Annotated in this window: 12 protein-coding genes; 6 read left to right on the top strand and 6 right to left on the bottom strand. The window is 56.0% G+C overall.

Features of this window, described 5'->3' with window-relative positions:
• Window positions 1-116: 116 nt before the first annotated feature.
• Window positions 117-1,319 carry an MFS transporter gene (locus AB2B48_RS07940; protein ID WP_368301469.1) on the top strand — a complete coding sequence of 401 codons (1,203 nt, stop codon included), beginning with the start codon at window positions 117-119 and terminating at the stop codon, window positions 1,317-1,319.
• A gap of 321 nt (window positions 1,320-1,640) precedes the next feature.
• Window positions 1,641-2,840, top strand: coding sequence for a carbohydrate porin (locus AB2B48_RS07935; RefSeq protein WP_368301468.1), 1,200 nt, complete (start codon window positions 1,641-1,643; stop codon window positions 2,838-2,840).
• A 97-nt stretch (window positions 2,841-2,937) separates the two neighbouring features.
• On the opposite strand, the gene AB2B48_RS07930 is transcribed toward AB2B48_RS07935, so the two are convergent.
• Genes AB2B48_RS07930 through AB2B48_RS07920 form a run of 3 tightly spaced genes read right to left on the bottom strand, consistent with a single transcriptional unit; the run spans window position 2,938 to window position 7,087 of the window.
• Window positions 2,938-5,310, bottom strand: coding sequence for a beta-glucosidase (locus AB2B48_RS07930; RefSeq protein ID WP_368301467.1), 2,373 nt, complete (start codon window positions 5,308-5,310; stop codon window positions 2,938-2,940).
• A 37-nt stretch (window positions 5,311-5,347) separates the two neighbouring features.
• Window positions 5,348-5,971 carry an NADPH-dependent FMN reductase gene (locus tag AB2B48_RS07925; RefSeq protein WP_368301466.1) on the bottom strand — a complete coding sequence of 208 codons (624 nt, stop codon included), beginning with the start codon at window positions 5,969-5,971 and terminating at the stop codon, window positions 5,348-5,350.
• 21 nt (window positions 5,972-5,992) lie between these two features.
• Window positions 5,993-7,087 (bottom strand): LLM class flavin-dependent oxidoreductase, encoded by a 1,095-nt coding sequence (locus AB2B48_RS07920; RefSeq protein WP_368301465.1) that lies wholly within the window; start codon window positions 7,085-7,087, stop codon window positions 5,993-5,995.
• Window positions 7,088-7,285: 198 nt separating this feature from the next.
• Between AB2B48_RS07920 and AB2B48_RS07915 the strand changes: the two genes are divergently transcribed.
• Window positions 7,286-7,933: a TetR/AcrR family transcriptional regulator gene (locus AB2B48_RS07915; RefSeq protein ID WP_368301464.1), complete on the top strand. Its 648-nt coding sequence runs from the start codon at window positions 7,286-7,288 to the stop codon at window positions 7,931-7,933.
• Between the two features lie 28 nt (window positions 7,934-7,961).
• Here AB2B48_RS07915 and AB2B48_RS07910 read toward each other — a convergent pair whose 3' ends face one another.
• The 3 genes from AB2B48_RS07910 to AB2B48_RS07900 form a co-directional block, all read right to left on the bottom strand.
• Window positions 7,962-9,209 carry an MFS transporter gene (locus AB2B48_RS07910; RefSeq protein WP_368301463.1) on the bottom strand — a complete coding sequence of 416 codons (1,248 nt, stop codon included), beginning with the start codon at window positions 9,207-9,209 and terminating at the stop codon, window positions 7,962-7,964.
• A gap of 232 nt (window positions 9,210-9,441) precedes the next feature.
• A complete protein-coding gene (locus AB2B48_RS07905) occupies window positions 9,442-10,944 on the bottom strand; it encodes a GMC oxidoreductase (RefSeq protein WP_368301462.1) in 1,503 nt (500 codons plus the stop codon).
• Between the two features lie 59 nt (window positions 10,945-11,003).
• Window positions 11,004-12,455 carry an MFS transporter gene (locus AB2B48_RS07900; protein WP_368301461.1) on the bottom strand — a complete coding sequence of 484 codons (1,452 nt, stop codon included), beginning with the start codon at window positions 12,453-12,455 and terminating at the stop codon, window positions 11,004-11,006.
• A gap of 334 nt (window positions 12,456-12,789) precedes the next feature.
• Here AB2B48_RS07900 and AB2B48_RS07895 point away from each other — a divergent pair, with 334 nt between their 5' ends.
• From AB2B48_RS07895 to AB2B48_RS07885, 3 genes are read left to right on the top strand one after another with little or no spacing between them, the layout of a single operon-like run.
• Window positions 12,790-13,464 (top strand): TIM barrel protein, encoded by a 675-nt coding sequence (locus AB2B48_RS07895; protein WP_368301460.1) that lies wholly within the window; start codon window positions 12,790-12,792, stop codon window positions 13,462-13,464.
• A complete protein-coding gene (locus tag AB2B48_RS07890; RefSeq protein WP_368301459.1) occupies window positions 13,461-14,474 on the top strand; it encodes a sugar phosphate isomerase/epimerase family protein in 1,014 nt (337 codons plus the stop codon). The genes AB2B48_RS07895 and AB2B48_RS07890 overlap by 4 nt, the downstream gene beginning before the upstream one ends.
• 10 nt (window positions 14,475-14,484) lie before the next feature.
• Window positions 14,485-14,877, top strand: a complete 393-nt coding sequence (locus tag AB2B48_RS07885; protein ID WP_368301458.1) for a C-glycoside deglycosidase beta subunit domain-containing protein — start codon at window positions 14,485-14,487, stop codon at window positions 14,875-14,877.
• Window positions 14,878-15,047 lie beyond the last annotated feature (170 nt).

Genomic DNA, 15,047 nt, shown 5'->3' with positions numbered 1-15,047 from the left:
TGTAATCAGCGCAGCGGTGTCCGGTGAGTTATCACCTTTTTTTAACCGCATTAACTAGAATTAGAATTCATATTCTTATTTAAATGACAAAGCAGATGAGCGAGAGGAAAAAGGTCATGCAAAGGGTGATAGCCACGCCGAAACCAGCGGGAGCCGTACAGGCGATGTTATTGATGTTAGCCGCCGTGCTACCCGTGATGGGGACATTAACCATGATTCCGGTGATGCCTGTCCTGTTTAACCATTTTGGCTCTCATCCTCACGTGCAGCTGCTGGTGCCAATGATCATTACCGTGCCGTCTATTAGCATGGCGTTAATTGCCCCGTTGGCGGGGGTTATTGGCGATCGCTTTAGCCGTCGTCATCTACTGATTGCCGCTACGGGGGGATACGCGCTGTTTGGACTATTACCAGTGATGCTGGATAGCCTGCCGCTAATTTTGCTGGCGCGGATGATCATGGGTATTGCCGACGCTTTTATTCTGACCACGGCGAATGCACTGATTGGTGATTATTTTAGCGGTTCGGCGCGTAATCGCTGGCTGGCGATACAGAGTGGGGTAGGGTCGATCGTTGCTACCCTCATTATTTTAGCCTCCGGATTTTTAGGGACGTTTGGCTGGACGGGGCCGATTTATTTATATGCCATCGCGATTCCTCTCTTTTTCGGCCTTATTCTCTTTACGCGTGAACCCGTGGCGCGCGGTGAAGAAAATGCTGCAGTATCATCTCCGGCGCAAGCTTTTCCTCGGGGACAAATGTGCCTTATCAGCTTTATTACGCTAGTCAGCGCGGTGATTTATTTTATTGAACCGCTGCAAATCAGCCAGGTCTTTAGCCAACTGGGCATGCGTGACAGCAGCCAGATTGGTATCGCCACGGCGATTGCGGGTATTGGCGTACCGCTAGGCGCATGGTTATATGGCCGAATGGCGAAACAGCGTATTGATAAACAGTTGATGCAATTTTATGCCATATTCGGCGCAGGATTATTGTTTATTTCCCTCGCCAGTAATCATATTAGCGCGGTCATGGCCGCATTTATTGCTCAGATTGGTAATGGCATGTTGATTCCGTTAATGCTGGGCTGGGTCATGAAGGTTCTTCCAGCCGAACATCGCGCTAAGGGAATGGGGATCTGGCATACCTTTTTCTTCCTCGGTATGTTTCTTAGCCCCGTGGGCGTTACGTCTGTTACCAGCGTTACCGGCAAATTGCAGGATACCCTGCTGATCTTCGCGGTGATGACGCTGCTGATTGCCGTCTGCCTTGCACTATCATCTTCGCGCACGGCGGCGCGGAAAATAACCGCCAATTAGTTTTATTTCATCATGCAAATTGTTAACCCCTGCCGTGAAAACGGCGGGTAGGGAGCGCCATGCCTGAATAATGACTTTCGCATTAATGCTGTTCAGATGAATTAATCCCTATATATAACGAATGCCGCCGATGCCAATAATAAATATGGTGCGTAGCGGTATAGAACGTCTTTACCTGCAAAAAATAATAATTGAGGATTTATGATGAGTCTGTGCTGTACCCAAATAAATAAGAAAACTGTTTTCCCGCTTTCTCTTCTCACTCTGGCATTATTTTCCCCATCGCTTTTTGCACAGGAAAATAAATATACGTGCGAACAGTTGGACAAACTGAATACGCGGTCGCAGCAGGTGGTTACGCCGCCTTCGATTTGTGAATCGTTAATTGGCGACCCTAACGGTTGGCGAAGCGCACTGGCAGATTATGGCTGGGGGGCGCAGTTAAGCTGGAACCCCACTATTTTATACGATCTGCGCGATCAGCAGCGTGATCCGCAGGAATACAGCGGGCAGAATTTTACCTGGGCGCAAACCATGGCGCTGAACGTGACTTACGATCTTGAACGCATCGGCTTTACCAAAGATGCGCAGTTTACTCTCTCGCCTCAGTTCTCCACCTCTAATTACCAGGATGGCTACCCACGCTTGCATAATATTGCGACCCTGGCGATCAACCAGCCGCTGTTAAATGGCCAACTGGAGCTGCAGTATGGTTTTTATCCGTTAATCCGCCAGTTCTACGGCATGATTCTGGGGGGGAACTCCTCTTCTGCCGCACTGGGGCCAACCAGCGTGATTCCGGTACAGGTTGGGATCAGCCTGAATGCGCCAACGCCGACCTTTACGATGATTGCGCGTGACAGCGAGAAAAAATGGTACAACAACTTTGCGGTGAGCCGCAGCATGTCGCCAAAAGGGCATTTAGACGATGTGGAGCAGAACCCGTATGGCCTGAAATGGCACGTTGACGGTGCCAACCCGATCCTGGTCAATGAAGTCGGCTACAAGCAGGATGCCAGCGAGAATGGCCGCTCTATCTGGTTCCGTGCCGGCGGTATTTATAATACCTCACACTACGCGTACTTCGATAAGCCCGGGGACAGCAGCGATAACTATGCTTTCTATATGGCCAATACCGTCCAGCTCACCCAGCCGCAGCACGGGCTGCCGTTAGGGCTGTATCTGGATACGAAAGTGAACTATGCCCCGGACGATCGCAATGCTTACGCCAGTGATTTCCAGGTGACGCTGTTCGATATTGGTCTCTTCCCCGGACGCCAGAACGACATGACGTCGCTGGGCTATACCCGATCGTTTATCAGCCATAAATTCCGCGATTCGCTCAAGCCAGCGGGGCTGGAAGCCCCTGAGACCATTAACGCGATTTCACTCTCTCATGCGTTCCGATTGGTGAAAGGGATTTACTGGATTAACGGCATCACGTGGCAGGATAACCCAACGCTGGTGCCGAAGCGTGATGACGCGATACTGTATCAGTCGTCAATGTACTGGAACTTCTAAGCCGCAAAAAAAGCCCGCCCATCAGAGAATGAGGGCGGGCAGAACGTTGAAATGAAGAACATAAATCATCGCGACAGCCTCGGCTGTCGCGATGTCGTTATGGCATATCGATAACCCTGACGCAGTTATTCGCAACCGATACCTTGAATACGGCGGCGATATCGTTGCTGGCGCTTCCTACCCGAACCTCCCAGTCGCCAGTTTGCGTTACCCATTGATGCTGGCTGACGCTCCAGCGCTGGAATAGACGCGCCGTCAGTGGGATCTCGACCGTCGTACGACGCTGTGCCGCTACGGTGACGGCGGCGAAATCGGCCAGCATCAGGGACGATGCTATTTCACCGGTTGACGGAGAGAACAGGTAAACCTGCACCACCGCTTTTCCCTCACGCGCAGAGGCATTTTGCAGCGTCACCGCGACCGATAGGCCCCCCTCGTGACGTAGGTACGTCTGCGCAAAGGTGATATCGGCGTAGCCCAGCCCGAAGCCAAAAGCCCATTCTGGCGCGCATCCCCGTGCCGCGAAATAGCGATAGCCCACTTGCTGGCGCTCGTGATAGTAGAGATTACCTTCGTGGTCAGGGGTCAGATTCACCACCGGGTAGTCTGACTCGTGGCGAGCAAAGGTGACCGGTAAGCGCCCGCCTGGTTCACGATCGCCAGCCAGAACGGACGCCAGCGCTGGGCCAAACTCCTGTCCCGGATACCAGGCGACAATCACCGCCGCGGCGCAGGCAAGGCAGCGGGTATCAACCGGATGGGCGACGTTCAGTACCACCACCGTCCTCGGATTAACCGCGCAAACGGCATCAATGAGCGCCACCTGATGTGCGGGCAGGGCCGTGGTGTGTCGGTCGATGCTTTCCAGACCGGCGTCGGCGGTTTCACCAATGACCAGCACCACCTGGTCGGCACGCTGCGCGCAGGCGACGGCTTCGGCAAGCAGATCCACCGTTTGCGGTAGCTGGCAGCCAAACCATACTCCGTGAGCAATACTGCGTGACAGCGACATCGTCAGCGTCAGGTTCACGGTGTTACCTTCAACCAGCGGCACTTCAACGGTGGTGCTGTCGGCCTGCATCAGCTTGCCCATAATGTCGCCGTCTAGCGTTTCACCGCTAAAACGGGCCACATGATTGCCGTTTATTGCCAGATTTACCGTGCCGGTGCCGCCGAGCCAGAAGCGGTGTATGCCCGAGCGGGTGGCGATAAAACGGGTGCGAATGGTCACGGTCGCCTCTTCATCCAGCGCCAGCAAATCGCCGACGCCGGGCATATCGCGAAACCAGATTAACGATGAAGCATGGCGCTGCTCGCGATGGCATTCGCCCCGACTCGGCGTGGCATAAACCACCTCCAGCCCAGGGCTATTGTCATCGCTGGTTAACGCCAGTGCCGTGAGCGGTGGAATGCGATAGTCGCTTTCTACCCCTTGAGCATACTCCACCTCCTGCTCCGAGAAGCGCTGGCGGATAGCATCGAGGGGTGAGATTAGCCCCGGCATCAGCGCCACGCGTGCAAAGGTGCCCCCTTGAAAGCAGGGGGTCTGCGCATTCGGGCCAATGACCGCCAGGCGAGATGCTGGTTGCAGAGGGAGCAGACTGGCTTCGTTTTTCAGCATCACAAAACCTGCCGCAGCGGCCTCTTCCAGCACGTCGGTGCGTAAGCGTTGTGCCCGTGGGCTTGCATCGTAGGGTGACGGCGTCGAGACGCGTTCAGCAAACCGCGTCAGGCGCGTCACGGCATCATTGAGGCGAGGATTATCCTCTTCATTGAGTGCCTCACGTAGATGTTCTCCCATATGTCGAGCGGGGCCGGGCATTTCCAGATCCAGCCCGGCACGGAAGCTGGCGATACCATTTTGCGTACCGAACCAATCGGACATCACCAGCCCATCCCAGCCAAGGTCATGTTTTAGCCACTGGCTGATGGCCTGATGCTGCTCGGCACAGTGCACGCCGTTGACCCGATTGTAGGCGGTTAACATGCCCCAGACGCCGCGGCTGGCTGCCTGTTCAAACGGCCAGAAATAGACTTCGCGCAGGGTGGCTTCGTCCACGACGACGTTCATGCTTCGGCGATCCGTTTCTGAGTCATTGCACACCATGTGCTTCACCACGCAGCCGACGCCCCTGGACTGCACGCCGTCAATCCAGGCCGCGCCCATATTGGCAATATGACGCGGATCTTCGCCGAACAGTTCAAAAGCGCGCCCGGCCATCGGGCTGCGCATCAGATTCAAATTCGGCGCCAGCAGGGCCTGCACGCCGGTGCGTAGCGCTTCCTGACCAATAACATCGCCGACGCGACGGACCAGCGTGCGATCCCAGCTTGCGCCAAGCGCCAACCCGCAAGGGCTCAGTAAGGCGACGTCTCGTTCATCAACGCGTCCACCGGTAATGCCCATGGGCCCATCCGAGAGCGTGACCGCGCCGAGCGGCGTGCCGGGAATAGGGGGCGTGGACCACATTCCCATGCCCGCGGTGAGCCGCAGCTTTGCTTCCCGATCAGGCGGGATGCTGAATGAGTGCATTGGACTCTCTCCGTACCGCCGGGTGGGGGGCAAACGTCAGCGTCTGTTCTGCCAGCATCTCCAGTGACTGCTGTACCGCAGGTTCAGTACAGTTGCCGTTAATATCAAACAACGACACGCCAGCAGTATTCAGGGTGACGCCTAGCGGCGTCGGCCAGCCGCGCAGCGCGTGCACAATGTCGCGCAGCGCACTCAGCGTCGTATTGCATCCTTGCCATCCTGCCGCGGTCACCAGACAGCCAACCGCGCGGCCATCAAGGTAAACGCGGTCGTCTGCGCGTAAGTCTTCCAGCAGGTCGATGGCATTTTTGACCAGCCCCGATACGCCGCCGTGATAGCCCGGTGAAGCCAGCAGGATACCGTCGGCATTGCGTACCGCGTCGATGAACGCGATTTCCTGCGGCGTGCGGGTCTTAATTTCCGGGTTAAACGCAGGCAGTGCGGCAAGCTCTTGCCCACCAAAAAGCTGCGTTCTGGCCCCGAGATGCTCGGCATGTGCCAGCGCCCGGTTTAATGCGCGTTCGGTGCTTGAGCCGGGGCGTGTGGTGCCGCCAATCCCGACAATAAAGGGTTGGCGATGGGAGTGATGAAGCGTCATACACATTCCTCTTTATATCGGTTAGCGAAAGCGGGGTAGGATCTTTTCGGCAAACAATGAGATTGATTGCTGGCTAAGACGCAGGCGCTCTGGCGTTAATGGGCCGTTGGTGAAGCCTAACAGCACATTGCCGATACCCAACTGTTGATGGCGCTCCAGCTCATGGGCCACGGTTTCCGGGCTCCCGTACAGACACCAGGTCTTGATCCACTCTTCGCTGAAGCAGTCCGGGTGACGGTGCAGGGAAACGCCGCTGAACTCTTCCGCCCGTTTGTTGTACTCATACTCGCGATCGATAGCGTCTTTATACCAGCCCATGATTTGCATCATTTCTTCCCGAGCCTGTTCGTCGGTTGGGGCGACGTGCACGCATTGCCACGTGTGGGTGGTCCAGGAGAGGCAGTGGTCGATAACGGCCTGTGAATGCCCGGCGTTGAGCAGCGCGTCGCGATAACGAGTGAAGTAGTGCGTTAACTGACCGAACGGATCGTCGCTGGCCGGGATCGGTGGCGTAAAGGCGGGAATAAAGGCCGGCCAGCCGTTATCGGCCGCGCGCTGCATGCTGCTTTCGCGCAGGGCGACGGGCATGATGCGATTAAACGGTTTTTGCAGAGCAGTGGGGACGATGCGTTGCACCACCGCGCCTTTGTAGTGCGAGGTTTCAAAAATGATCGGTTCATCTTCGATTTTTTTCTCCCACAGTCGCTGTACCAGGTCGAGATTCTCCTGCAGCAGGTTCGAGGCGTCTTTGTAGTTCACACCAAAACCGATCATCTCTTCCGGGGTCGTTCCGCTTCCGATACCCACCAGCAGGCGGCCTTCCGTTAAATGATCGAGCAGGTTGACGCGCTCAGCGAAGCGCACCGGGTGGTGAAGAGGGACGGTAGTGACCGACATGCCGAAGTGGATCTTCTTGAGTTGCCCGGCAAGCCAGGCGGCAAACATAAAAGGATCGCTTGCCATGGGGGCATAGCCGGTGAAGTGATGGTCAGGCATAAACACCGCGTCAAAACCAAACGCTTCTGCCTGGCGGGCGTGATCGGCAAGCGAACTCATCACGAAACTATCTTGTTCAGGTGCGGTTGAACGACCTACGAGGAATACGGAAAAACGCATAGCAGCTCCTGTCTTATGTTGGTTGTGTTGTAAAACTAAAATTAGAATTCGTATTCTAATTATTTTGTGGGTGATTGAAATGACAGAGTTCACATTTTCATAACAATTACCTTCCCATTTCGTCGGCGGTAATTTGCAGGGGGGCCGCTAAGTGCAATACACTGCTGGGGTTTCTATGGATAAGGGGTGTAAACGCGAATGACCGATCTTCCCGATATGCGCAAGCCGAAACAGGACCGTAGCCGGATCGCGCTTGAGCGCCTGATGAGCGCTAGTCGTGAAATTTTGCACGAAGGTACGTTTGAACTGCTGACGATAGCTGAAATCAGTAAACGTTCCGGGGTATCTGTGGGCTCAATCTACGCGCGTTTTAGCGGCAAAGAGGAGCTTTTTGTCGCGGTCATGATGGAAGTGATGCAGGGGCTCGACGCTGAGTGGCAGCAATTGACGACCAACCTGCGTGCGCGCCAGCTGCCGCTTCGTCAACTCGTCCCCGAACTGCTGGATCTACAGGCGGACTATTTGCGTCGCCACGCTGGGATTTTACGGCCTTTTATGGCGCGCGCGGATGATGAACGGATTGCCGGGATTGGTAAAGCGGCCTATCAGAAAAATGAACAGATCTTTATTGCGCTGCTGATGGATTCGGCGGCGGATATTCATCATCCTCAGCCTGAACAGGCAGTGAAGTTTTGCTTTACGATTGCCTACGCCGCCCTGGCGCGATTCCTGGGATTAGGCTCGGCCAGCGAAGCTGCCGGAGAAGGGGATTGGGATCAGCTGAAACAGGATCTCGGGGTGATGTGCCTGAGTTTCTTAATCTCACCGGCAATAGAAACTCAGTGACGGCTTTCGCCGTCACTAAGCCGCAGCATTATTTCGCCAGCTGCCATTCGCTGGCGTCCCTGGCTTGACGCAGCAGCTTACTATGGCGTGAGAACGTATATAAAAACAGCGCCAGCGCCAGCATCAGAGACAAGGCTCCGAGCGCGATAAATACGGGAAGGATCTGGTTATCCGCCTGCATTCGCATCAGCCCGACAATAATCGGGCTGACGAACATACCGGCGAAAAAGGCGCCTGACCAGGCCCCCATCGCCCGGCCGCTAAACGCTGGTGGGATAAGCGAACCGACCCAATAGATCATCGCGCTGATCGCCATACCGGCACCGAGCTGCTGCAGTACAGAGCCAGCGCCCATCGGCAGTAACGTGCTGGACAACCCCATAATGACCATGCCGCAACCCATCAAGATGAGGGTCATCGCAATCACCCGCTCGGGCGTGCAATGACGCGCGAGCCAGCCAAAAAGTAGCGAACCGACGGGGACGGCAAGGCTCACCAGCGACATAATCAGCCCAATTTCCTGCGGACGTGCCTTATCCAGCGTGTGAAACGCATTGGCTCCATTGATGGTATAGACGTAGTAAATGATGGCGGTGATAAACGTCACCGCGCTAAGTGCGAGCACCCGTGACCATGGAAAACGCTGTACCTCAACGGCGGACTGCATGGCCTGCTGCTGTGCCTTCTGGGGCTCAAACATCCAGAAATACATCGCCACGAAGAGCAACAGGGCCACGCCGTAGATAATAAAGGCACCATTCCAGCGAATAGCCGTCAGGTAGCCGGAGCTGGCAAGCACCACCACCGCCAGCGCGGGCCCAATGACCCCTTGCACCGTCAGCCAAAAGCGACGCTGTTTATCATCGAAATAGTCAATCAGCATGGTATTGGCAATGGTGAGCACCACGGCTTCCGCCAGGCCGACCCCCAGCCGACTGATAAAAATCGGCAGCAACGAGCCCAGATAAAGCGGCATAGTGCCGCAAATCCCGTACAGCAGGGTAGCCCCGAGCAGCAGTTTACGGCGGCCAAATTTATCGACCATCCAGCCGGTGCAGGGGGCGGTCACGGCGATGACCAGCCCTGGAGCGGTAAGCATTAACGGCACCAGCGTTTCGACGTAGCGAACGTGGGCGAAGTGTTGAATCAAGGTAGGGACCGCTGGGGCCAGTGAAACGATAGCCAGAATGGGCAAAAACGCGGTCAGGGCAATAATGATGCCCTGCGCCATGCCCGCTTGCGGCACTTTTTCGGGCGCATGCAGATGCTTACTCACGTCGTTCTCCTTTATCACGCACGCCTTGAGAGGGCGATGTGGCGGCGTGATTTTCTTATTGTGTAGGTTGAGTACAGATCGAAGCCGGATGACTCCGGCCTCAAGAGTAGGAGGCTTATTCGGTGGCAGAAAAATTGTGAATTCGCATAACAGACATTGCGAATATAAATACCATGATTGAGATAGGGTTATTGGAATAGCCTCATGGGGATGAGGCTATTGGCGGCCGCTGTCAGCCAGGGAAAAAGCGGCGAATGATGTCGTCAGCTGCCATCACCGCCAGCGCGACGCTGGTGAGCGTTGGATTACAGGCGGTAGCCGTAGGGATGGCACCGTTGCCGCCAAGATACAGGTTATCGAACCCCCAGACCCGTGAGACCGGTGAGGTGACGCAGGTACCGTCATCCACCGGGCCTATCCGGTGCGTACCCTGGTAGTGTAAGGACGTGCCTGCAGGGAGAATGATAGCCTCACCGCCGTTGGCGACGCCGTTCAGCGCGGCACCGACTTTCTCGACTGCCGCCAGCGCCTGGCTAAGCCCGGCGCGGTCGCGCTCCGTCAGGTCATAGGCTAAACGCATACGCGGCATGCCGAGCGCATCGGTCTCCTGTTCAAAAATGATGCGGTCCTCCTCGCGCAGATCTTTTGCCAGGAACAGGCCCAATCCCACCACGGGTTTACCCGCTTCGCCATCCCCATGATGGAAAGCAATCGGGGAGGTATCCATCTGCATGAGCTGGCCGTGGAAAGGAAAATCCGGCTCGTTAAAGGGAAGCCAGGTTACGCCGGACACGTTATCACGTCCGTCGGATGAGCGTGTTGCGGCGGTCTCTTTGCGCGCTGGCGCGTCGACGTTGATGAGCGCAATCACCTGCGGCTGATCGTTGAGCCAGCGACCCAGCGCATGAGGACGGATACCCGAGGCATGCAGGAGCTGCGGTGTGCGCAGCGCATCGGCGGCGACGATGATTACCCGGGCGGTGATCGTGTACTCGCGCCCGGTCGGCAGATGACAAAGCGTTGCGCCCTGGGCGGTGTCGTCCTCGGTGTGGATCTGCTTGCAGAGGGTATCCGGGCGAATCTCCAGGCGGCTAAATGCGCTGACATCGCCCAGTATGGCATCCGTTCCGGACCAGCGGGGCTTCCCGTCGGGCTGCGGCGTGCAGGCTAACGGCATCGGCTGCGCCAGCCTTGAGGCGTCTCGCCCCTCAGCAAAGGTCTGGTTGAGCGCGTTGATAATGTTTTGACTCAGTGCGGTAGCAGGAAAGCCACGCTGGGTGACCTGCAGATAACGCTCGGCGGTCTCAAAGGCGGCCTGCATTGACGCGGCATCGATAAACGGAATCTGCTCCGTGCCGCCGGGGCGAGGGCAGGCACAGGTCCAGTGGACCCCCATGCCGCCGATATTGCTGGACATGGCTGCGGCGGGCATTGCCTCATGGAGAGGAACGGCTGTTGCCCGCGCGTTGAGTAGATGCGTGCCGGGACGCGCCTGGAGCGCATCCGCTGGGGCATCTTCTGGCGTAGCGGCCAGCGGGAACCGTTTTGCCTGATTCCAGGCTTGTTCCCGCTCATCCGGCGGCAGATTGCGAATATTGGTACCGGTGGCGGCGGTGAGCGCGCTACCGGCATCAATCATTAAAATGCGGGCGGTCGTCCGATCGGCAAGATGACGGGCGAACGTTGCCCCGGCGGGGCCGCTGCCAATAATCAGAACATCAATATCAGTGCTCATAGGTCTCCTTCTCTTCTTTTATTATCGGGGAAAGTCCCCTGTAGGGTAAGGTGAAATCGTTACTCCGGCTGGCGGTGAACATCACCCGGCAAGCCGCGGCTTAACAGGGCGATAAGCAGCAATATCAGCCCATTCATCGCCAACAACGTGATAAAGGCGCTGGACCACTGCGCCGGTACAGTGGCGGTCTGCGCCAGATAAAAGCCGCCCAGCGTGGCCATTCCCAGCGCGGCGCCAAACTGCTGCCCGGTGCGAAATAGCCCGGAGGCGGCTCCGGCATGGGCGACCGGAACCTGAGCCATGGCAAACGCAGGTAAGGGGGCGGAAACCAGCCCCATGCCGCATCCGCAGAGTCCGAAACCGCTCCCCAACAACGGCAGGCTGAACGGTGTGTCCGCATAGAGAACGCCTGCCGCCATCAGCGCAAGCGCCGCTATTTGCACGGCTACGCCAACGGGGGTGATAAGGCGGCCAAGTTTCACCACCAGACGGCGACCGGCTACCGCAATCGAGAACGCGGCGCCAAGTGCAAAGGGAATATGCATCAGGGCGGTGTGCAGTGGGGAAAGACGCATGCCGCTTTGCAGAACCAGCGAGGTTGCCAGTAGCAGAGAGGCGGTGGCGAGCTGATAGAGCAGGGTGATGGTGATGCCGGTGACAAAAAAACGATCGTGCAGAATAACGGGGGGAAAGAGGGCGGCCCCACCTGCCAGGGTGCGACGTTTGAGATGCCGCCAGAACAGAATTAACAACAGCGCCGACAGTAAAGGCAGTAAGAATATCCACCACGGCCAGCGTAGCGAAGGCGCTTCGACGAGGGTGAAAAGCAGTACTCCACCGCCGGTAATGGCCAGCAGCGTGCCGGTGATATCTATCTGGCGAGCGTGGGGGCTACGGACGTCAGGCAGCACTCGCCATGCCAGCACAAAAGCGATGATAACCACGGGAATATTAATTAAAAAGACCGGCCGCCAGCTCAGCCCGGCAATATCATATTCAATGATTGCACCGCCGAGAATGGGCCCGAGCACGCCCGCCGCGCCGCCGAGAATACCGAAAATACTCATCACGTTGAAGCGCTCGTGCGGCGGGTACAGAACCTGAACTAACGACAGGATTTGCGGCCCCATCATGGCGCCACTGATCCCCTGTAAAATGCGCATGGCAATCAGCATGTCGGCAGAGACGGCTAATCCGCAGCCCGCGGAGGCGATACCGAACGTCAGTAGCCCGCCCATAAACAGGCGGCGATATCCAAACAGATCGCCCAGCCGCCCGCCGGTCAGTAATAAAACGGAAAAGAAAAAGAGGTAACCGGTAAATACCCACTCAATCTGCCTGCCGCTGGCCTGCAGATCGTTTTGCAGTACCGGAACGGCAACGTTAAGGATTGAGACGTCGATTATCTCCAACACCATCGCAATAGAAACGACCACCACGGCAAAGGTGCGTTTACGTTCGCGTTCATTTTCTGCGACGCGATCTTCAGCCATTCGGGTAGGGCTTAACATGATGTACCTTCAAATTTTAGTTAATGATTTGTTAAAAATTATTGACATCACTACGGATTTAAATAATAGAATTAGTGCTCGCATTCTGATTTATCGTGCTGTTCTGTCGGATAATGACGGAAAGTTGATGTTAAAAACAAGCTAAATCTAGAATTAGAATTTTTATTCTATATTGGGCATGTAATCACCAATCCACCGTGGAGGAAGGATGTACCTGTCAGCCTGTATTGAATGGCTTTTTAGTCAAGAACACCCTGATGTTGCGCAGCGCGTATACGCTGCGAAGCGCCTTGGTTTCTCGCATGTCGAATTTCACCTTTGGCGTGATAAACCCTTGCCTGCGCTCGCAAAAGCGCTGGAAGAGACCGGCATACAGCTCAGCAGTTTTGTGGTTGAGCCTCGCCGCAGCCTGGTTGACCCCGCGCAGCATGACGAGTTTCTCACGGCGCTGCAGGAGAGCCTGGCGACCGCGCTGACGCTGGGATCGCCACCGCTGGTTATCGCCTCTGGTTTCAGCCGCGAAGGCGTCGATGTTGACGAACAAAAAGCACAGATGCTCAGCGTGCTGCGCAAAGCGGCAAACCTGGCCCAGGAGGCGGGAATTATGCTGCTGCTTGAGCCGCTGAATACCCGTATCGACCACCCCGGTATGTTTCTGAATAGCACCCTGATGGGGCTCGATATCGTGGAAGAAATTGGTAGCCCTTACCTGAAACTGCTGTTTGATGTTTATCACTCAACGGTGATGGGGGAGAGCCTGACTGCGGTGCTGGCGGGCAGAATGCATCTGGTGGGGCATGTACAGATTGCTCAGGCGCCGGGGCGCGATGAACCCGACGCGGCGGCAAGCGATTGGACCTCGACCCTGCGCACGCTGCGCACATTAGGCTATTGCGGCGCCGTGGGCCTCGAGTATAAACCTTCGCTACCGGTTGCTGAATCGGTGGCAAAAGTGTGTGACGCAACGGGCTTAGCCCTGACGATGAAAGACAAAACGGAATCACTATGAGCCATAACATCCAACGGGGCGTCAGCCTCTACAGTTTTCAAAACGAAACCTATCTCGGCAAAATGACGCTTGAAGAGGTGATTGGGCACTGCGCCAGCATGGGGGCAAGAGGCATTGAGGTTATCGGTGAACAGACGTTTCACGGATGGCCTGAGTGTGGCGTGCCGGACCAGGCGATTGCCGAATGGCACCGCCTGATGCACCAGTACGATACGGTACCGGTGTGCCATGACTTTATGCTCGACTACAAACGCTATAAAGACCGACCGATGCCGTTTGCTGAACAGGTCGACAGCGTCAAGCGGGATATCGACTTTGCCGCCCGCCTGGGCATGAAGTTTATTCGCTCGCTGGTGTCGGTTGCGCCCGAGGTGCTGGTGGCGGCAGCGCCTTATGCGGAAGATAAGGGGATTACGATCCTGCTTGAGGTGCACGCGCCGCTGCATTTCGATCACCCCTGGATTATCCGCCATGCGGAAGCCTATGAAAAAGCGAATACCCGTGCGTTGGGCTTCCTGCCCGATATGGGGATGTTCCTGTTCCGTTTCCCTCGTGTGTGGAAGGAGCGCTTTATCCGCAATGGTTGCCCGCAGGCGGCGGCCGATTTTATTGAAAAAGCCTACGATGACCGCGTGCTGAGCGAATACGTTATTCTGGACGTGATGCAGAAATGGGGGCCAGGACCACAGATAGCGATGGCGGAAACCTTGCGCCACAACGCGGCGTTTGAGCCAAAACGGATGCTCGATTTTATGCCGCGCATTCATAACATCCATGCAAAATTCTATGAGATGACGGATGAGAATGTCGAATGGTCCATCCCTTATGATGAAGTGTTCCGCGTACTGAAGCAGGGTGGTTACGAAGGCTATATCTGCTCTGAATACGAAGGTAATCGCTGGGTTGAGGATGCTCAGGAGGTCGATAGCCTTGAGCAGGTACGCCGCCAGCAACTGATGTTCTGCCGGTTATTAAACGAAACGCCGACCCCTGCATTACTTTCTCGCTAAGGAGCTAACGATGTTTGATCACCATATTATTTGCCGCGATGGCTTTGGTAACGTCACTGAAAATGAAAAAGTGATCGGTTTTCGTTTTCAGGCTCGTTTGCCCTATTATCGCGGGCTGGGGCTGTCGATGGTCGAAGATTTGGGTATTACCATCAACGGCACGAAAATCGATCGCCAGGCTATTCGCTTTGCGATTCGTGGTCGCGAATGGACGCTGGATGAACTGGAAACCGTCTATGACGATCGGTGGAACTTTGGTGAAAAAGCGACGATTACCGTTCTGATGCCCGGCGGGCTGGCAATCGGCAGCCACACGCTGGAACTGGCGGAACGTCTGCGTATCTCTTATCTGCCGTTTGTTCCGGTCACCCGTTATGCCACTGAACTCGAAGTGACCTCATGAGCCGCTTTCGGCCCTTATATGGCCTGATGTTTATGGCGTTGAGGTGATGTCAGTCCACTCTGCACAGCATGACGTTGGGTGGACTTTTTTTAGTACTACGATCATGGGCATGAACGATAAAAATGTACCGACACGTGCAGTGCCGAAAAACATTTGGCTGGAATCGCCGC

Source organism: Kluyvera sichuanensis (assembly GCF_040930405.1).
Classification (GTDB): Bacteria; Pseudomonadota; Gammaproteobacteria; order Enterobacterales; family Enterobacteriaceae; genus Kluyvera; species Kluyvera sichuanensis.
This window is presented reverse-complemented; position numbering and strand designations above follow the sequence as displayed.

Bases quoted from the DNA above. Each gene is read 5' to 3' on its own strand.
- AB2B48_RS07940 (WP_368301469.1), top strand. From the start codon at position 117: ATGCAAAGGGTGATAGCCACGCCGAAACCAGCGGGAGCCGTACAGGCG.
- AB2B48_RS07930 (WP_368301467.1), bottom strand. From the start codon at position 5,310: ATGTGGTCCACGCCCCCTATTCCCGGCACGCCGCTCGGCGCGGTCACG.
- AB2B48_RS07925 (WP_368301466.1), bottom strand. From the start codon at position 5,971: ATGACGCTTCATCACTCCCATCGCCAACCCTTTATTGTCGGGATTGGC.
- AB2B48_RS07920 (WP_368301465.1), bottom strand. From the start codon at position 7,087: ATGCGTTTTTCCGTATTCCTCGTAGGTCGTTCAACCGCACCTGAACAA.
- AB2B48_RS07915 (WP_368301464.1), top strand. From the start codon at position 7,286: ATGACCGATCTTCCCGATATGCGCAAGCCGAAACAGGACCGTAGCCGG.
- AB2B48_RS07905 (WP_368301462.1), bottom strand. From the start codon at position 10,944: ATGAGCACTGATATTGATGTTCTGATTATTGGCAGCGGCCCCGCCGGG.
- AB2B48_RS07900 (WP_368301461.1), bottom strand. From the start codon at position 12,455: ATGTTAAGCCCTACCCGAATGGCTGAAGATCGCGTCGCAGAAAATGAA.
- AB2B48_RS07890 (WP_368301459.1), top strand. From the start codon at position 13,461: ATGAGCCATAACATCCAACGGGGCGTCAGCCTCTACAGTTTTCAAAAC.
- AB2B48_RS07885 (WP_368301458.1), top strand. From the start codon at position 14,485: ATGTTTGATCACCATATTATTTGCCGCGATGGCTTTGGTAACGTCACT.